Annotated in this window: 18 protein-coding genes; 16 read left to right on the forward strand and 2 right to left on the reverse strand. The window is 39.2% G+C overall.

Annotation, left to right across the window (positions count from 1 at the left end; all coding sequences use genetic code 11):
- The first annotated feature begins 731 nt into the window (after positions 1–731).
- The 4 genes from cysK to MUB24_RS06995 all read left to right on the forward strand — a co-directional run bounded on the left by cysK (position 732) and on the right by MUB24_RS06995 (position 4675).
- Entirely contained in the window at positions 732–1664 is a 933-nt protein-coding gene (cysK, locus tag MUB24_RS06980) for a cysteine synthase A (RefSeq protein WP_244702610.1), read from the forward strand.
- Between the two features lie 78 nt (positions 1665–1742).
- Positions 1743–2585, forward strand: coding sequence for an ABC transporter ATP-binding protein (locus tag MUB24_RS06985; protein WP_244702612.1), 843 nt, complete (start codon positions 1743–1745; stop codon positions 2583–2585).
- Positions 2518–3270 (forward strand): ABC transporter permease, encoded by a 753-nt coding sequence (locus MUB24_RS06990; RefSeq protein WP_244702614.1) that lies wholly within the window; start codon positions 2518–2520, stop codon positions 3268–3270. Before MUB24_RS06985 ends, MUB24_RS06990 begins: the two co-directional genes overlap by 68 nt.
- A gap of 433 nt (positions 3271–3703) precedes the next feature.
- Positions 3704–4675 (forward strand): aliphatic sulfonate ABC transporter substrate-binding protein, encoded by a 972-nt coding sequence (locus MUB24_RS06995; RefSeq protein ID WP_244702615.1) that lies wholly within the window; start codon positions 3704–3706, stop codon positions 4673–4675.
- A 1113-nt stretch (positions 4676–5788) separates the two neighbouring features.
- On the opposite strand, the gene MUB24_RS07000 is transcribed toward MUB24_RS06995, so the two are convergent.
- Complete coding sequence (locus MUB24_RS07000; protein WP_244702624.1) at positions 5789–5938, reverse strand: hypothetical protein; 150 nt, start codon at positions 5936–5938, stop codon at positions 5789–5791.
- Positions 5939–6356: 418 nt separating this feature from the next.
- A complete protein-coding gene (locus MUB24_RS07005; RefSeq protein WP_244702627.1) occupies positions 6357–7142 on the reverse strand; it encodes an SGNH/GDSL hydrolase family protein in 786 nt (261 codons plus the stop codon).
- A 154-nt stretch (positions 7143–7296) separates the two neighbouring features.
- On the opposite strand from MUB24_RS07005, the gene MUB24_RS07010 reads away from it, so the two are divergent.
- The 12 genes from MUB24_RS07010 (at position 7297) to MUB24_RS07065 (ending at position 19644) form a co-directional block, all read left to right on the forward strand.
- On the forward strand, positions 7297–8037 hold the full coding sequence (locus MUB24_RS07010) for a YveK family protein (RefSeq protein WP_244702629.1): 741 nt from the start codon (positions 7297–7299) through the stop codon (positions 8035–8037).
- Positions 8030–8725: a CpsD/CapB family tyrosine-protein kinase gene (locus tag MUB24_RS07015; RefSeq protein WP_244702631.1), complete on the forward strand. Its 696-nt coding sequence runs from the start codon at positions 8030–8032 to the stop codon at positions 8723–8725. The genes MUB24_RS07010 and MUB24_RS07015 overlap by 8 nt, the downstream gene beginning before the upstream one ends.
- Positions 8726–9076: 351 nt before the next feature.
- On the forward strand, positions 9077–9844 hold the full coding sequence (locus MUB24_RS07020; protein WP_244702633.1) for a tyrosine-protein phosphatase: 768 nt from the start codon (positions 9077–9079) through the stop codon (positions 9842–9844).
- Between the two features lie 635 nt (positions 9845–10479).
- Positions 10480–12303 (forward strand): polysaccharide biosynthesis protein, encoded by a 1824-nt coding sequence (locus MUB24_RS07025; protein WP_244702635.1) that lies wholly within the window; start codon positions 10480–10482, stop codon positions 12301–12303.
- A gap of 24 nt (positions 12304–12327) precedes the next feature.
- Positions 12328–13206: a UTP--glucose-1-phosphate uridylyltransferase GalU gene (galU, locus tag MUB24_RS07030; protein WP_244702637.1), complete on the forward strand. Its 879-nt coding sequence runs from the start codon at positions 12328–12330 to the stop codon at positions 13204–13206.
- A gap of 191 nt (positions 13207–13397) precedes the next feature.
- Complete coding sequence (locus MUB24_RS07035; protein WP_244702639.1) at positions 13398–14534, forward strand: DegT/DnrJ/EryC1/StrS family aminotransferase; 1137 nt, start codon at positions 13398–13400, stop codon at positions 14532–14534.
- 301 nt (positions 14535–14835) lie between these two features.
- The gene (locus tag MUB24_RS07040; protein ID WP_244702641.1) at positions 14836–15453 is read left to right on the forward strand and encodes a sugar transferase; all 618 of its coding nucleotides are present in this window, start codon (positions 14836–14838) and stop codon (positions 15451–15453) included.
- A gap of 23 nt (positions 15454–15476) precedes the next feature.
- Entirely contained in the window at positions 15477–16418 is a 942-nt protein-coding gene (locus MUB24_RS23440) for a UDP-3-O-(3-hydroxymyristoyl)glucosamine N-acyltransferase (RefSeq protein ID WP_244702644.1), read from the forward strand.
- Positions 16419–16430: 12 nt separating this feature from the next.
- Positions 16431–17081, forward strand: coding sequence for a PIG-L deacetylase family protein (locus tag MUB24_RS07050; RefSeq protein ID WP_244702646.1), 651 nt, complete (start codon positions 16431–16433; stop codon positions 17079–17081).
- Positions 17082–17157: 76 nt separating this feature from the next.
- The gene (locus MUB24_RS07055) at positions 17158–17694 is read left to right on the forward strand and encodes a GNAT family N-acetyltransferase (protein ID WP_244702648.1); all 537 of its coding nucleotides are present in this window, start codon (positions 17158–17160) and stop codon (positions 17692–17694) included.
- 14 nt (positions 17695–17708) lie between these two features.
- On the forward strand, positions 17709–18662 hold the full coding sequence (locus MUB24_RS07060) for a 1-aminocyclopropane-1-carboxylate deaminase/D-cysteine desulfhydrase (RefSeq protein ID WP_244702650.1): 954 nt from the start codon (positions 17709–17711) through the stop codon (positions 18660–18662).
- Positions 18663–18666: 4 nt separating this feature from the next.
- Positions 18667–19644, forward strand: coding sequence for an ATP-grasp domain-containing protein (locus MUB24_RS07065; protein WP_244702651.1), 978 nt, complete (start codon positions 18667–18669; stop codon positions 19642–19644).
- The last annotated feature ends 13 nt before the right edge of the window (positions 19645–19657 follow it).

Consider the following 19657-nt stretch of genomic DNA (forward strand, 5'->3'; position numbering starts at 1 on the left):
CATAAGAAACCCATACTTAGGGTAAGAACCACATAACTTGGTCGGGAACCCCATTTTTATCAGAATTAAGTCAGAACCCCATTCATTTCGTGAGAAGCCCATACTTAGATTAAGAACCCCATAATTAAGGCAAGGAACCCATTTCTAGAATAAGAAACCCATTCTTTGGGTAAAAACCTCATAATCTGGTTGAGAAACCCATATTTGGGTTCAGAACCCCATAATTACGGCAAGGAACCCATTTCTTATTGAAGATGCCCATAACTAAGGTAAGAAACCCATTTTTTTCATAAGAAACCCATACAGAGGTTAAGAACCCCATATTCAAATTAAAAGCCTCATTTCTTATTGGAGAACATCATAATAAAGGCAAAAAACCCATTCTTTATCCAGGAAACCCATTCTTTTGATAAGAAGCCCATTCCCCATTGAAGAAGCCCATTCCTCATTGGAGAACCCCATAATTAAATTAGGAACCCCATTTACCTTCTGAAGAACCCCATAACTAGCTTAAGAACCCCATACCCCGCAAAAAACTCCATACCCAGCACACCCCAAAAATAAATCCCCCTCCAAGGGACTATTTTAAAAATTGTCAAAATAATACTTGACGATTCGCTTAATTCATTGTATTTTGGTATGTATTATCAGTTATGAAATGGAAGCACGTTATTTCAAAAATTATTCGAAGTTTTCTATAACCAAGTTTTACGATCAGGAAGGTGTTCACGATGTTGAGAAGGGTTGGGTCAATCGCAGAGTTGGTGGGGGATACCCCGCTTGTCCGTTTAAACCGCCTTAATCCCCCAGCGGGTGCGGAGGTGCTGGTGAAGCTTGAGTATTTTAATCCGAGCAGAAGTGTGAAGGATCGGGCTGCTTACAATATGATAGTCGAAGCTGAGCGAGCCGGGCTCCTGAAAAAAGGGGCGACGATCATTGAGCCGACGTCTGGAAATACCGGGATCGGCCTGGCGATGAATGCGGCGGCGAAGGGGTATCGGACGATTATTGTCATGCCAGATTCATCCACTCTAGAGCGGATCAATATTTTAAAGGCCTATGGCGCTCAGGTGGTGCTGACCCCGAGTGAGGAAAAAATGCCGGGTGCGATTCGCAAGGCGGAGGAGTTAGCTGCAGGCATTCCCAATAGCTTTATCCCGATGCAGTTCGAGAATGAGGCGAATGCGGATATCCACCGAAAAACAACGGCTCAAGAAATTATCGCCGCTATGAAAGAGCACGGGAGAAAATTAGCCGCCTTCGTCTGTACGGCGGGCACAGGTGGGACGATTACAGGCACAGGTGAGGCACTCAAAGCATATGATCCCAACATCACGGTTCATGTTGTCGAGCCAGCGGGATCCCCGGTTTTATCCGGTGGGGAGCCTGGTAAACACAAACTAGTAGGCACCAGTCCCGGATTCATTCCACCGATTTTGAATACAGAAATTTATGACGAGATTTTTCAAATAAAGGACGCAGAAGCCTATGAAACAACGCGGAATTTAGCAGCGCAAGAGGGATTACTACTGGGGCCCTCGAGTGGAGCATCCGTGTTTGCGGCATTGCAAGTGGCGCAGCGATTAGCACCGGATCAAACGGTCGTATGCATTGCCCCGGATTCAGGGGAACGCTATTTGTCTAGTGATTTATTTCAATTTTAATAGGGGGACTCCCCCTTCTTTTTTTAAAACATAAACTACAGTAAAACACTAAGTTTAATAATATATGGAGGTGAAGGCATGTATCTTAGTTTACAAGGGATAGAGAAGAATTTTACAAATAAGCAGAATGAGAGATTGCTAGTCCTAGATTCCATTGATTTACAAGTTGAAAAAGGAGAGTTTGTGTCGGTTGTGGGGCCTTCGGGTTGTGGAAAATCCACGTTACTGTATTTAATCGCCGGGCTGGACCAACCAGATAAAGGAAAAATTGAAGTCCAAGGAAAAAGAATTGAAAAACCGAGTCCTGAGCGGGTCGTCGTCTTTCAAGAATCCGGATTATTCCCATGGCTCACTGTTTTGGAAAATGTCACTTATGGCTTGCTATTGAAAAAGATGTCGAAGCAGGAAGCAGAGGAACGAGCGCGGAAAGTTCTAAAAATGGTGCATTTAAGTCGCTACGAGGATTCTTATCCGCATCAGCTCTCTGGTGGAATGAAACAAAGGGTCGCCATTGCGCGGGCACTTGTCATGGAACCAGAAGTTTTATTAATGGATGAACCTTTCTCCGCATTGGATGAACAAACCCGGATGGTATTGCATCGTGAACTATTGGAAATTTGGCGGCAAACGAAGGTCACGATTATCTTTGTCACCCACAATATCCGCGAAGCCGTCCAATTATCGGAAAAAATCGTCGTCATGGCTACACGCCCAGGTCGGATCAAAGAATTAATCAACGTGCCGGTCACAAAGGATGGCATCATGCCAGATAGTGTCACCCTCCATACCGAACAGCGTGTGCTTAAAATCTTACAAAATGAAATTGAAAAAGTGTTGAAGGAGGAGATGGGGGATGACTACCGCTTTACGGCGAATCAGTTTCATCGTGATCATAGCGGTGATATGGGAAGCCACATCTAGATTATCAGGACTACCAGATTTCATGTTTCCATCCTTAATCCAAGTATTCGAAACTTTATACAATGGGATCCTCAATGGCCAAATCCTCGTCGCCATTGGAAAAAGTCTGAGCCGACTGCTTATCGGATTTTCAATTGCCATTGTGCTCGGCCTACTAATGGGTTATCTCATTTGGCGCTATAAATGGGTCGAGGATACCCTGGGCTTCCTCGTCACAGCCCTACAATCCATTCCAAGTATCGTCTGGTTCCCACTGGCGATTATCTGGTTCGGACTAAATGACATGGCGATTCTATTCATCGTCACCATCGGGGCCACTTGGACGATGACAACCAGTGCCACGAGCGGCTTTAAAAATGTCCCCCAGCTTTACCAAAGGGTGGCAAAAACATTCGGCTCAACAGGAATTCACTTTATCCGTACCGTCATTTTACCAGCTTCTGTCCCCCAACTACTATCAGGGCTACGCATCGCCTGGGCCTTCTCCTGGCGCGCATTAATGGCCGGGGAACTACTCGGTGCAGGCGGCGGCCTTGGCCAACTACTAGAAACAGGACGCTCATTGGGACAAATGGACTTAGTCATCTCCGTCATGATCATGATCGCCGTAATCGGCACCATCATCGACCAAATCGTCTTCACGCGCTTAGAGCGCTCCGTCCAAACCAAATGGGGAGTTGCTTAATTTTTTAAAAGTTAGCTTCTAATGGGGTATCTGGCGTGGGGAATGGGCTGCCTTTCGGATAAATGGGTTACTTTTCACGGAAAATGGGTTTCTTTTCAGATAAATGGGTCTCTCAACATGAGGAATGGGCCCGTTCCTTGGGGAAATGGGTTTCCTTTTGGATAAATGGGTTTCCACCTCACGGAAGTGGGTTTCTCAATGAAAAAATGTCTTTGCGCGTTGAATGGGTTTCTACCCCCTATAATGGGTTACTTCCCACATTGAATGGGTTTCATTTTGCATAAATGGGTTTATTCTCATGAAGAATGGGTTTCTCGGCACTTGGAATGGGCTTCCAACCTTGGCAAATGGGTCTCTTCCTCATAGTAATGGGTTTCTCTAGGATCAGACCCTCAAAAATACGAATTTCATATGAAAAAAGAGGAGAAATGGAATGAAAAAATTATGGATCGGTTTATTATTACTAATCGTTTTAGCTGGTTGCGGAAATGGGAAAAGTGATACCGTGAAGATCGGATATTTTCCAAACCTCACACATGTTGCGACGATTATTGGCTTGGAAAAAGGGTATTTTCAAGAGGAGCTTGGGGAGAAGACAAAAATTGAGACAAAGACCGTTAGCAATGGTGGCCTTTTTATGGAAGCCATGACAACGAAGGCAATTGATATTGGCACAGTCGGTCCAGGACCGGCGATTAATTTCTATGTGAAAAATCCCCAGTTCCATATTGTATCAGGTGCTGTCAATGGGGGAGCGGTGCTCGTAGCCGGAGAAAATAGTGGGGTCGAGACATTAGCCGACCTTGATGGAAAAAGAGTGGCCATCCCGGTGATCGGAAGTACGCAAGACGTCATGTTGCGTAAAGCACTCCAGGAAGTCGATCTAAATGTAAAAGAGAACGGTGGAACGGTGGAATTATATGCAGCAGCCCCTGCAGACACTGCCTCTCTATTTGTCCAAGAATCCGTCGATGCCGCCGCAACCCAAGAACCATGGGGCTATATACTCGAGACACAAGCAAATGGAAAGCTCTTATTGGATTGGGAAAACTTTGCGTGGGGGAAAGATTCCACGAATACCGTGGTCGTCGCCCGAGAAGATTTCCTTAAAAATGAAGATCAGGTTCATGCCTATCTTCGGGCCCATCAAAAAGCCGTGAACTTTATCCGAGAAAACCCTGAAGAAGCACAAGAAATTGTCATCAAGCACATTAAAGACCTAACAGGTAAAGAAGTGAATGCGGAAGAAACAACCGCAGCCTTCGAACACTTAGAAGTAACCACAGATGTCAACGAACAAGTCATCAAAGAAATGGCGAAAATTAGCAAAGAAGCCGACTATATCGAAAGTGATGATATTGAAGGACTCATTAACTTAGACTACTTGGAAAAAATAAAAGAATAAAAGGAAAGGGGCAAAGCCGAAAACCACGGCCTTGCCCTATTTATTTGGTTGCAACCGGCGCGCCGGTTGCTTCCATATGGAAAAATTTGAATTTCACTTGAAAGATAAAACGCCCAACTTAGAAAGAATTTTCATCACGAAGTATAGGGGCTTTCATCTGGGAAATGGGGCAATGGGCTTCTCCTCAAAGTAATGGGTTTCTTTCATGGCAAATGGGTTTCCCGTCGGAAGAATGGGTTTCTTTCTGGGAATATGGGTTTCCCGTTGGGGAAATGGGCTTCTTTCTGGGAATATGGGTTTCTCTCCGGAGAAATGGGCTTCTTTCATGGCAAATGGGTTTCATTCAAGGTGAATGGGTTTCTCTCCGAAAAAATGGGCTTCTTTCCAGGGAAATGGGTTTTCCATCAGAGAAATGGGTTTCTCCCCGGAAGAATGGGATCGTCCCCGGAGAAATGGGTTCCTTCCATGGAAAATGGGTCTCCCCTCAGAAGAATGGGTTTCTTTCCCGGAAAATGGGCTTCCCACCATGAAGAATGGGTTTCTCACCCGGCAAATGGGTTTCTTCCTCGGAAAATGGGTTTTCCATCAGAGAAATGGGTTTCTCACCCGGCAAATGGGTTTCCCTCAAGAGTAATGTGCCACTCCCCATAAAAATGGGTCCCTTGGCCATGAAATGGGCTTCTCTCCCCAGGGAATGTCCGCCCTCCCCGTAATACTAGCCCTCCCACCCAAACACGAAAAAAAATCAGTGGGGCACAGAAGTCCCTACTGATTTTCCCAACATTTACAACCGACCCACCGGTTACCTTTAGGAAAAGAACGATCAACAAAATAGAAGCGATGACAAGAATTTAAATCAGGAAATCGTGAACAGTTGTCTGCAAGCAAGGGACATAACAGGGGTAACATCTTAAGCAGGTACTTTTGTCCATGACAAGGAGTGGTTTAGACAAAGCACCCAGCTCCAACCCTATCCCATCCGAGGTTGTATTCCGTCCGCATACAATCTCGACTGCATGAGACAAAAAGTCACACCATTTCTGTACGAAGAAATGGAATCCGGCTGTGCAATTTCAAAAACCAATAGGTGATGGATAAAAATAAGCCTTCCCGCTAGTTATCAGTCCCAGCCATACTCGTCTTCATCGCGACGATGTCTGCGACACCTTCTGCACCTACAAACAAAATCGCGCTCACGGTCACGATCCCGATCATGCTCATGCTCACAATCACGGTCATGGTCGCGATCACAGTCACAATCACGATCATCTACTTCACGGCATCTACAAACTAATACACGTCGTCTTCTCCGTCGTCTATCCTCAGCGCCGCCAACAAAATCATCGTCATATTCATAATAATACATATACCTGTCTCCCTTTAGTTATTAAGGCCGGCCGACCTTACTATATACTACGGCGAAGCAGTCAATTAGATTGTACAAACCATCCAGTGCAAACGAGGATTTTTTGAAAGTATGTAAAATATAAATGTTAAAACGGACCCTTTTTTAATCTGTGAATTAAATCACAAAACAAAAGCAACATAAAAAAACGCAATTAGACTGTTCACCTCCAACATTTTAGGTGAAAATCCAATTGCGCTTTTCAAGTAAAACCAGCTTCTCTATTCAGACACTAACAGCTAGGTCAGCCGCCTAATTACTTAATCATCATCGCATTCATTCTGCAATAAAATATTCTTGCAAATATTCAAACCAAACTTCATGCCCCTTCTCATTCGGAGCACTCTCCCCACTCACCACATAATCTGAGGCATCCTCTGGCCAGTTTTCCCAGTGGTCAAGATAAGGAATGTCTTGCGCCTTCGCATATGCCTGTAAATCCTTCACTTGCTGCGGATAAATACTGGAGTCAGGAACAGGGCGGGCTGGTTGTAAAAGCACGACTGCATCTGGGATCACGTTGAGGAAGGCGTCAATATTCTCATGATTCTCATCCACATCGACAACCCCATTGTCTTCTAAAATAAACGGCTCATATAACACCAATTTAGGAGCAAAATCGACAACCTCTTCATATCGCTCCTCATCAATAAATTGCCTTGAAATTAGATCATATTCAAACAGCTTGACATCAACAACATCTTTCCCGTAGCTTTCTTCTAATGCTTCCTTCAACATCGCGGCCCAACCATCGTCACCACCTAAGGCAAGGGAACCAACAAGCGCGATTGGATAGCGTTCCCCATTTTCAACCGCTTCACGTAAGTCAGCTTGCGCCTCTTCCGGCCAGTTGCTCGCCAACTCAACAACCGCAGGATCCACATCCTTCTGTTTCTTTTCCTTATCACCTTCTTTATTAGCTGATTCTGAACTGTCATCACTCTTTGGAGTCTGATCGACTTCAGAAGCGACCACCCCAGTCCGATCTTTCCAATACAAATAACCTGAACCAAGAAAAACCAGACAAGCCAAAACAATAATGGCTGTCAACAAATTTCGCATTGTTTCAATCCCCTTCCTACTTCTACTAAAAGTGAAAATATTTACCTAGTATAAATTCCCATGTAAAATTGAAAATAGCCATTCAAAAACTTACAGACTATGCTATAATAATACACGTTAATAGAATAGTCGACAATCATCCAGGGAGGATATTATGGAAGAAACAATCAGTTTAAAAGAGCTGATGCAGACTCTACGAAAGAGAATGACCTTAATTGTACTGATTACAGTGGTGACAATGGTTCTAAGTGGAGCTGTCAGTTTTTTTGTACTTACACCCATCTATCAATCTACAACGCAATTATTAGTCAATCAATCAAAAGATGACCAGCCAGCTTATAATGTATCGGAAATTCAAACCAATTTGCAGTTGATTAATACATACAATCAAATCATGACAAGTCCGAGAATTTTGGACAAAGTGATCGCGGATTTGGATCTCGATATGACAGCAACTGAATTGAAGGATAAAATCAAGGTTGAAAGTGCCACGGACTCACAGGTTGTGAACGTGACGGTACAAGATCCTGATCCCAATCAAGCGGCTACGGTTGCCAATAAAGTCGCAGAAGTTTTTGAAAAGGATATCGTCGATCTTATGAATGTCGATAACGTGAATATCTTAACAAAAGCTGAAGTAGGACCAAAGGCATCACCGGTCAAACCACAACCACTACTAAACATAGCGATTGCCGCTGTTGTCGGCTTGATGCTCGGTGTGGGAGTGGCCTTCTTACTTGAATACCTTGACAACACCGTGAAAACAGCCGAAGATATTGAAAAACTGCTTGAATTACCCTTGCTTGGGGCTGTAGCGAATATTGAAGATCAAAAAATTCAACGGAAAGTAAGTAGGAGTCGCAGTGCACGAGTAAGGAGTGAGCAAGTTGGCTAAACAAAATCTAACACCACAATCGGGGCGACGTAAATTAGTCGCCAAAGCGAATCCGAAATCACCGATCTCGGAACAATATCGGACGATTCGGACAAACATTGAATTTTCTGCGGTCGATGAAGAAATCCGCACCTTAATGGTGACATCATCCGGTCCAGCGGAAGGAAAGTCGACAACGACGGCCAATTTAGCGGTCGTCTTTGCCCAACAAGGAAAAAAGGTACTCATTGTCGATGCCGATATGCGAAAACCAACCGTACACTACACATTTGGTGTCACCAATACAACAGGACTAACAAATGTACTCACGCGTCAAGTGACTTTAGAAGAAGCAGCAAGATCAACCGATATGGAAAATTTAAACGTATTGCCATCTGGTCCAATCCCACCAAACCCAGCTGAATTGCTTGGTTCCAAAGGGATGCAGGTTTTCTTTGAAAAGGCAAAAGAAAGATATGACATGATTATCTTTGATACACCACCTGTATTAGCAGTCACAGATGCGCAAATTTTGGCGAATAAATGTGATGGAACCGTTCTGGTCGTGGCAAGTGGCAAAACAGAGCTTGAATCTGCGCAAAAAACAAAAGAACTCCTATCAGCCGCGCAAGCGAAACTATTAGGAGTCGTTCTCAATAATAAGAAAATGGAAAAAACCGATTACTACTATTATTATGGAACCAATTAACCTAGAAAAGACCCACTTTAAAAGAGTGGGGTATCTCTTTATATAGGGTAAAAAGATTCCTGATATTTCCGTTAAAATTACAGTTTTTTCCATAAAGATTAAAGTTTCTTCACATTTTTTAAAAGAGGATTGACATTCCTATAGAAAATAGTCCAAAATGACCTTTGCGATCAGTTTGGACTATTGAGGTTGTTAGGTCAATTTGATCAGCGTGATAGTAGACTCGTTCGTTCTAAATAAGCCAGTCACTATTTAAAAAATATCCAGCAGGCTGATACGCTTTAATTTTTGGACTTTCAATTGAGAGTTTGAGAAAAAGCACTTTACATGAATGGAAGGGAGAAGAGGTAAATGATTGATATCCATTGCCATATACTTCCTGGCGTAGATGATGGCGCAAGTCATTATACAGACAGCTTATTAATGGGGAAACAGGCCGTGAGTGAAGGGATCCATACGATTATTGCGACCCCCCATCATAAAAACGGTCATTATATGAATACAAAGGTAGATATAATCGCAAGAGTGAAGGAGTTAAACGAGTATCTACAATCTGAACATGTCGATCTTGAGATATTGCCAGGTCAAGAGAATCGTATTTACGGGGAGATCATCGAGGATTATGAAGCAGGAGAGATCCTCACGCTAGGGAATGCCTCTCACTACGTATTTATTGAACTCCCAACCAACCATGTGCCACGTTATACAGACCAACTTTGTTATGACATTCAGATGAAAGGATTAATTCCAGTGATTGTCCACCCAGAACGAAACACGGAATTAATCGAACACCCGAACAAACTCTATCATTTGGTGAAAAATGGCGCTGCTTCCCAAGTCACAGCAGGAAGCCTCACTGGTTACTTCGGCAAAAAAATCCAAAAGTTTAGCTTTGATTTAATAGAAAACAATTTAACCCATTTTCTAGCCTCAGATGCGCATAATACCACAACACGGGGATTTAAAATGGCTGAAGCCTTTGATCTAGTAGAAACAAAATACGGTCTAGATTATGTGGACATGTTTCTGCAAAATGCGGAATTGATTCTAGATGGACAAGACATTGATCGCGATATTCCCAAGCCCATTAAAAAGAAAAAATTCCTAGGACTCTTTTAGAGGCCTACAGGATGTAGGTCACAAAGGTTGCGACGTACAAGGATGTACTAGTGCAGGCGAAGTAACAGGACGTTGCGCCCTTAGCCGTTCGTCCTTATTTAGCCTTTGATCCATATTAAAGAAATTTTTATATAAAGTTATACTGATATAGTGAGTCGCCCGAAAGAACTGGAACTAAAAACATATTGGTTTTCGGTTATGTCTCCAATCCGTTATCAACGGAGGCACTCGGTCACCCTGTGGGAGGAGCAGTACCTCCTCCTTAGACACATTCGTTGTCGAGAGGGTGATGTGAGGACGGGTTAGATGCCCGTATTTTAAGGCCAACAGAACGTTGGTCAGAACAGCGTTGCGACGTACAAGGATGTACTAGTGCAGGTGAAGCAACAGGACATTGCGTTTTGAACCTGCCGCCAGGACGGCGCGCCTTTAGGCCCGCAGGACGCGGGTCAGAACAGCGTTGCGCCAGGATGGCGCGCCTTTAGCTGTTCATCCTTACTCATCCTTATTGATCCTTAACTTTCGGTTTTTCCGATAAATGTCTAACGAAAGGACAAGTAGGTACTTGCTTTTTCGTTAGACATTTAAATTTGCCTATTTTGTACATATACTATGATGAAAAGAAGGGATGTTCATTGACGTATCCAAAACGATTATCGCTTTTGGTTTTGTTGGATTCAGCGATTGTGTTGTTTTCAATTTATATTGGGTATTTTATCTTACACCCATACTCAGATTTTTACTCATCAAAGTTAATCCTAATGAGTTCGCTCATTTTGTTGGCTAGCCATCATTTATTTGCTTTTATCTATCGTTTGTATAATAAAGTTTGGGAGTATGCGAGTGTTGGAGAATTAATGAGTATTGCCAAAGCCGTAACGTTTTCAATTTTAACGGCAGCTGTCGCTCAGATGGTTGCAGCTGGACATGTGTATTTGCGTGTGTTGTTTATCACATGGATGTTACATATCTTATTAATTGGCGGGTCACGCTTTTCCTGGCGGATGGTGCGTGATCGTTTAATTAAATCTAAAGCAGAAAAGCGCAAAACCTTAATCGTCGGTGCTGGTTCGGCTGGTACAACGGTCGCTAGGCAATTGCTCCATCATGAAGAAGGAGATCAAATCCCAGTTGCTTTTGTCGATGATGACCTAACAAAATATAAGTTAGAAATTTTCGACTTAACCGTTTGTGGGACGATTGATCAAATCCCAGAGGTTGTTGAAAAGAGGGGGATTGAAGATATTATTATTGCCATCCCTTCTCTATCGAAAAAAGAAATCAGACGAATTTATGGAATCTGTGCGCAAACAGATGCTGATGTAAAAATCATGCCGCTTATCGAAGATGTCATGACTGGTAAAATATCCGTTAGTGCGATCCGAAATGTAGAAGTAGAAGATTTATTAGGACGCGACCCAGTGAAATTAGATATTAGTCAAATTACGGAATCGATTACAGGGGCAACAGTTCTTGTCACAGGGGCAGGTGGTTCAATTGGTTCAGAAATTTGTCGGCAGATTTGTCATTTTGCCCCCAAAAAACTGTTGCTCTTAGGACATGGTGAATTCAGCATTTATAATATTGATATGGAACTGAAAAAGAAATATGGGCAGGAAATGGAGATTATCCCCATCATTGCCGATGTGCAAGATCGTAGCCGTATCTTTGAAGTGATGAATGACTATCAACCCGATGTTGTCTACCATGCGGCCGCTCATAAGCATGTGCCATTGATGGAATACAACCCAAGGGAAGCTGTAAAAAACAATGTCTTTGGGACACGAAATGTGGCAGAAGCTTGTGACACATTTGGGATTCATACATTTGTGCTCGTCTCAACCGACAAAGCCGTCAATCCACCGAATGTAATGGGCGCAACAAAAAGAATTGCGGAAATGATTATTCAAAATTTAGCGAAAGAAAGCCAAACGAAATTTGTCGCTGTTCGTTTTGGTAACGTATTAGGTAGTCGCGGCAGTGTCATTCCATTGTTCAAAAAGCAAATTGAAGCAGGTGGGCCGGTTACGGTTACTCATCCAGATATGACAAGATACTTTATGACGATACCAGAAGCTTCAAGGCTTGTGATTCAAGCTGGCGTATTGGCGCGCGGAGGAGAGGTCTTCGTATTGGATATGGGAGAGCCTGTAAAGATTTCTGATCTAGCAAAAAACTTGATTACTCTTTCCGGTTATACAATAGAAGAAATCGGTATCGAATACAGTGGCATTCGTCCGGGTGAAAAAATGTATGAAGAACTTCTCAATGAAAATGAAGTGCAGAAGGAACAAGTCTTTCCGAAGATCCATATTGGGAAAGCTGAGCCAATGGATAAAGCTGAGCTGTTTGAGATCATTGATCGCTTTGAACACTTAAATATAGAAGAAACACGAGATACCGTACTAGCGACTGCCAATTGGAAGAATAAGGGAAAAGCGAAAGCTGGAGTTAGCTAAGGATAAATATAGGAGGATATTTCATTGAAAACTGTCAAAAAGGCCATTATCCCTGCCGCTGGTCTGGGAACAAGGTTCTTACCAGCGACAAAAGCAATGCCGAAAGAAATGCTTCCGATCGTCGATAAACCGACGATTCAATATATTATTGAAGAAGCAGTAGCCTCCGGTATTGAAGATATTATCATCGTCACAGGGAAAGGAAAACGGGCGATTGAAGATCACTTCGATCATAATTTTGAGCTTGAAGACAATCTTGTGCAGAAAGAGAAATATGATTTACTTGAGAAAGTAAAACAACCTGCTAATGTTGATCTCCATTATATTCGCCAGAAAGAACCAAAAGGATTAGGACACGCCGTTTGGTGTGCCCGTAAGTTTATTGGTAATGAACCATTTGCGGTTCTGCTTGGAGATGATATCGTTCAAGCGGAAACTCCTGGGCTAAAACAGTTGATTCAACAATTTGAAGAGACTCAAAGCTCTGTTGTTGGCGTGCAACAAGTGCCAGAAAATGAAACCCATCGCTATGGAATTGTCGATCCTTCTGCACAAGAAGGCCGTCGTTACCAAGTGAAAAACTTTGTAGAAAAACCTAGACAAGGTACAGCACCATCCAATCTTGCGATTATGGGTAGATATATTTTCACTCCAGAAATCTTTACTTTCCTAGACCGCCAAGAAATCGGCGCTGGTGGGGAAATTCAACTAACCGATGCGATTCAACATTTAAATGAATTACAAAAGGTCTATGCCTATGATTTTGAAGGTAAACGATATGATGTGGGAGAAAAAATGGGCTTTATTCAGACGACGATTGAAATCGCCCTGCAAGATAAGGAATTGAAGGATGAATTACTTGTTTATCTGCAAGGGATTGTAAAAGAAAAAGAAGTAGTATGATAAAACAGATACCTCTGTTCAGTTTCATATTTCAAATGTGAAGTTGAATAGAGGTTTCTTTAGCTTGGTGTGTATAAATACTTTTTGGTTGTTTAGTGGTTAGTTGGAACTAACTGGTTTTAGATAAGCATTAAACAACTAAAAAAGTTTAAAGATATAGAATGAATAATTCTAGGAAGGAAGACTTGAAGATGGAAGCAACAGAAGTAAAAGAAAGAATATTTCTCTCCTCACCTCATATGAGTGATGAGGGTTACGAAATGGAATACATAAAGGAAGCTTTTGATACAAATTGGATTGCTCCACTTGGCGAAAATGTAAATCAATTTGAAAAGGAATTTGCCACCAAGGTTGGTTCTAAAGCAGCTGCAGCATTATCCTCAGGAACTGCTGCTATTCATTTAGCTTTAAAAGCTGCTGGCGTAGGAGAAGGGGATATTGTCTTCTGTCAATCTCTTACCTTTTCTGCTACAGCTAACCCCATTATTTATCAGAATGCAATCCCAGTATTTATTGATAGTGATGAGAAAACTTGGAACATGTCGCCTGAAGCATTGGAGGAGGCATTTGAAAAATACCCTAATGTAAAAGCTGTAATTGTTGTTCACCTTTATGGTTTATCTGCTGACATGGATAAGATTTTAGAGCTTTGTAAAAAGTATAATGTGACATTAATAGAGGATGCTGCAGAATCTTTAGGAACATATTATAAAGGGCAACATACTGGGACCTTTGGAGATTACGGAATCTTCTCTTTCAACGGGAATAAAATCATCACCACATCAGGTGGTGGGATGCTGGTTTCTAATAATGAAGAAAAAATTGCAAAAGCAAGATTTTGGGCCACACAAAGTCGGGATCAAGCAAGACACTATCAACATAGTGAACTTGGCTTTAACTACCGAATGAGTAATGTAGTAGCTGGAATTGGTAGAGGGCAGTTAAAAGTATTAGATCAAAGAGTAGAGAAGAAAAGGTATATTTATGAGTATTACAAAAGAGAATTAAGTGAACTAGAAGGTGTTCAGTTCATGCCTAGTAATGAGTGGAATGAACCGAACTACTGGTTAAGCAGTATGACATTGACAAGTATTGTTAGACCTGCTGATGTGATGGAGGCGCTTGAAAGGGAAAATATCGAATCAAGACCGGTTTGGAAACCGATGCATATGCAGCCATTTTTTAAGAAATATGATTTTGTTGGTAAAGGGGTTTCGGAGAGATTGTTTGGGAATGGCATTTGTTTGCCATCTGATACGAAGATGACGGATGGGAACTTAGAGAGGGTTGTAAAAGTTATAAAAAGTGTAATTGAAGAAAATGATTGAAAAATGCTAAAAGCATCATGAATTGATCAAAACTGGGCCTTAAGCAAAGATCATATCATACAGTTAGTTATTATGTTAATAAAAGATGGAATGAAAAGAGCAAAATATGTGAACAAGATGAAGTAGGAATTAGTAAACAAAAAACAAAAAAAGAGTTAGTAGAATTATCGTAGGGTAAAATCAAAGTGAAGAAAGCTAATATATTTCGAAGGAGCAAATCCTGTCTAAACTGAATTGTTATCCAATTACCTAGAGATGGAGAATTATAGTAAAAATCTGATTGTTTTTAGGAGGAATAATTTTGTATCAAAAGTATTTTAAGAGATTATTGGATTTTATTTTTGCGCTAATATTAATAATATTATTGCTCCCACTTATGCTAATAATAGGGTTAGTAGTTAGAATAAATTTAGGGAGTCCAATAATATTTAAACAAGAAAGAACAGGATTAAATGAAAAAACATTTACATTAAACAAATTTCGTAGTATGACCGATGAAAGAGACGAAAATGGAGAATTATTGCCTAATGAATTAAGAATGACGAGGTTTAGTAAAATTTTTCGTTCTACCAGCCTGGATGAATTACCAGAGTTATTCAACATATTAAAAGGGGAAATGAGTTTTATTGGGCCAAGACCGTTGCTCACAGAATATTTAGAACTTTATAACAAAGATCAAAGGAAACGACACAAAGTAAGGCCGGGATTAACAAGTTATACAGCTGTAAACGGCCGATCAACGTTATCTTGGGATCAACGCTTTGAAATGGATGTTTGGTATGTTGAAAATGTTAGTTTTCTTTTAGATTTTAAGATTTTAGTAAAAACATTTATTACTGTAATTAAAAGAGAAAACACGACAAGTGACAGAGGAAAGTTCCAAGGAACGGCTGATGCAAACAAAGAGAAAAGTTCATAATAGTTTCAAAACGGGGTGACAAAGTGATAAATGAATTTAAAATTAAAGACATTTTAAACTTCTTAAAGGGTAAAAACTTTGATTTTTCCTTTCAAGGCAATGAAAATGATAGCATTAATGGGTTCTCCACCCTGTTTAATTATAAAGTGGAAACGATAACCTTTATTTCAACGTTGTATAGTTTCAAAGACTATAAACATTTATTTAAAACCAAAAAGATTCGTTTAATACTTACGGATCCTTCTGAAAAAGTTTTTGGTTGTTTTGAAAATATAATCCACGTTAAAAAGCCAACAAATGCTTTTTTTTCAATTCTAGAGCATTTTTTCGGTGAAAGATCTAATTATTCAGAACAACTTATAACAAACGACTCAAGTTTATACCCTAGGCAATCCTTTATATCAAAAAAAGCATTGATAGGGAAAAATGTAAAAATTGGAATAGGTTGCGTCATAGATGAAGGTGTTATTATTGGAGATAATACTGAAATTCACCATAACGTGGTTATAAAAAGTGGGACAAAGATAGGTAGAAATTGTACTGTATTTTCTGGTGCGGTTATTGGTGAAAGAGGTTTTAATCCTTCAACTCTTAGAGATGGAAGTAGAAAAATGCTTTCACATTTTGGTGGAGTGACTATTGAAGATAACGTGCATATTGGAGTTAACTGCAGTATTCATAAAGGCTCAATAGACGATACGGTGATCAGAGAAGGAGTAAAATTAAACACAATGGTTCATGTAGCACATAACTGTATTATAGGGGAAAATACTGTAGTTACAATGCCAACTCAAATTTGTGGAAGTGTTAAAATTGGTAAAAATTGCCACGTTGCTGCTACCACAATACGTAATCAATGTGAAATTGGAGATAATGCAGTATTAGGATTAGGATCAGTTGTAGTAAAAGATGTTGGGGCGGGAATGACAGTTGTTGGTAATCCTGCAAAACCATTACAAAAGTAGAGGTGTGATATTATGAAAGTATTAGTATTTGCTCCGCATAATGATGATGAAGTTCTTGGAGTAGGGGGCACAATAGCAAAACACGTAGCAAACGGTGATGAGGTTTTTGTTTGTGAAGTTACAGTTGGCAAAAATAAAGAAAGAGCAAATAAGATAAAACAAGAAGCACTTGCAGCCCATAAAATATTAGGTGTTACTAAAACACTTTTTTTGGATTTTCCAGTGGTTGGTTTAGCTGATTTACCAAAAGTAGAGTTGAACAAAGCAATTCATATAATAGTACAACAAATTAAGCCAGAAGTTGCTTATATACCTCATAAAGGGGATATGCATATTGATCATAAAATAGTAGCTGAAAGTGCGATGGTTGCCTTAAGACCTGTTGAGTGCCCAGATCTTAAGGCTATTTATGCATATGAAACATTATCGGAAACTGAATGGAACATTCCATCAATTGATAATATTTTTGTACCAAACGTATATAATGACATTACAGATACGATAGATAAGAAAATTGAGGCTATGAAATGCTATAAATCGCAACTTTACGTTTTCCCACATCCTCGATCATTAGAAGCTATAGAATCTTTATCCAAACTAAGAGGATCTACAGTTTGTATAAATAATGTAGAGAGTTTTATGTTAATTAGACAAATAAATTAATAATATAGATAAATGATTTACAAAAGTGATGTGAATCAAAATAAATACGACAACCTTAATAAGGAAGGAATTTAATATGTTGCATGGTAATAAAGTATATATACGTTTAATGGAAGAAAAGGATGTAGTATACAAAGTAAAATGGATTAATGATCCGGAAATACGTCATACGTTAAACTTTGAATATCCAATCTCAGAAATAGGAACTCATAAATGGTTACATAGTGTTTCTACTAATCCCGCCAGAAAGGATTTCGTCGTATGCAGTAAAGAAAATGATGAACCGATTGGTTATTGTGGTTTATTAGGAATTGATTATAAAAACAGTAAAGCAGAGTCTTATATGGGAATTGGAGAAAAATCTTTTCAAGGACAAGGTATCGGCTTTGAAATTAGAAAAATTTTATTAGACTATGCTTTTTATGAGCTGAATTTGAATAAAGTTTATGCTTATGTGTGGAAAGAGAATACACCTATGATTAAATTAAACGAAAAAGTAGGTTTTCAAAAAGAGGGGCTAATACGAGAAGATATTCAATCACATGGTGAAAAAAGAGATAGATATATTATGGGGATATTGAAATCAGAGTATCTAAATAAAAATGAAAGTTAAAAGCAGGTGTAATAATGAACAGGATTAAGTTTAATACTTATCCAACACCAATTGAATTCTATGGTGAATATAATAACAACAATATATATATTAAAAGAGATGATTTAACAGAACCTGCTTTAGGTGGCAATAAGGTAAGAAAGCTAGAGCTGTTTCTTGCAGACGCTAAAAATAAAAATGCTGATTATATTGTTACTTATGGGGCACCCCAATCTAATCATTGTAGATTAACAGTCGCCATGGCTCATAAGATGGGCTTTAAAACACTTTTAATCTTATCTGAAAGTAAAGTAGTTAATTATAATGGCAACTTTTTCATTTTTGATCTATTTGATACGGAAATTGTTTGGACAGGCACAGATAGAGTTCCGAAAACAATCGAAAATACATTAGGAGAATTAAAAAGAAAAGGTTTCAATCCATATTTTATTCAAGGCGGAGGGCATGGAAACATAGGTACACATGCATATAAATTAGCGTTTGATGAAATTAAGGAACAAGAGCAGCAAATGAATGTATCATTTGACTATATATTTCATGCATCAGGAACAGGTACAACGCAATCGGGGTTAATAGCAGGTAAGTTAATAAATAACAGTAATATTAATATTGTAGGGATAAGTGTTGCCAGAAATGAAGAACGTGGTAAAGAGGTTATTGAAGAAAGTTTAGTAGGTTATTTTGAAGAGTACTCTAAAGAAATTCAAATCTTTAAAAATGAGATTATATTCATAGATGATTATGTCGGCAAAGGATATGCTGATATATATCCCGAAATAATTTCAACTATAAAATATGTCGTTAGAAATTCTAGTTTATTATTAGATCCAGTGTATACAGGAAAAGCCTTTTATGGTATGTTAAAACATTTGGAAAATAATGAAATTAAAAATAGAAATATATTATTTATTCATACAGGAGGAATTCCTTTATTATTTAATTATGCAAGTAATTTTAAAGAGGAGTAGCAAAATGAATATATTAGTAACGAGTGCTGGAAGAAGAGTCAAAATTGTGGAATATTTTAAACGTGCATTGGAACCTTTTGATGGAAAAGTCATTACTTCTGACTGTGATATGAACGCTCCAGCAATTCACTTTTCAGATGGTTATGAAATAGTTCCAAGAATTGATCATCCAGAATATATTGATATAATAATCGATATTTGCAAAAAATATAACATTAATGCAGTTATTTCTTTAATCGATCCGGAATTGGAATTATTAGCGAGAAATAAAGAGAAATTTATACAAGAGAATATCACATTAATATTATCTCCGCTTGACTCTGTCGAAATAACGTTTGATAAATATGAAACATACAAATATTTAGATGATAAAGGGATGCCTGCCGTACCAACATATAATAATTTAATTGAAGTAAAGAAATTGATTGGAAATAAATCACTATCGTTTCCTCTCATTGTAAAGCCAGCTAAAGGTAGTGCAAGTATTGGACTATATATCGTCTCGAATGAAAAAGAATTAAATGAAGCATATCATAAACATGAAGATCAAATCATTCAACCTTATTATAAGGACAAAGAATACGGTATAGATGTATACGTTGATATGATCAGCGGTGAATTGGTTGATTTATTTATAAAAGAGAAAATAAAAATGCGTGCTGGTGAAACAGATAAATCAAGGTCGATTCACAATGAAAAAGTTGAGACTTTAATAAAACAAATGATTAAAAAAACAAATTTCAAAGGCCCGATAGATATTGACTGTTTTGAGTTTAATGGACAGTTTTATATTTCGGAAATTAATCCTAGACTTGGTGGGGGATATCCACATGCTTATGAATTAGGCTGTAATTTTATGGAGTATATTTTAATTAATTTACAAAATAAAAAAAATGTATCTTATGAATCATATAAATATCATTCTAATATAGTGATGATGAAATACGATAATTTAAAATTAATAAACGAAACGAAAGAATAAAAACAGTATCGGA

The sequence above is a fragment of the Lederbergia sp. NSJ-179 genome (genome assembly GCF_022867885.1).
GTDB lineage: Bacteria > Bacillota > Bacilli > Bacillales > Bacillaceae_C > Lederbergia.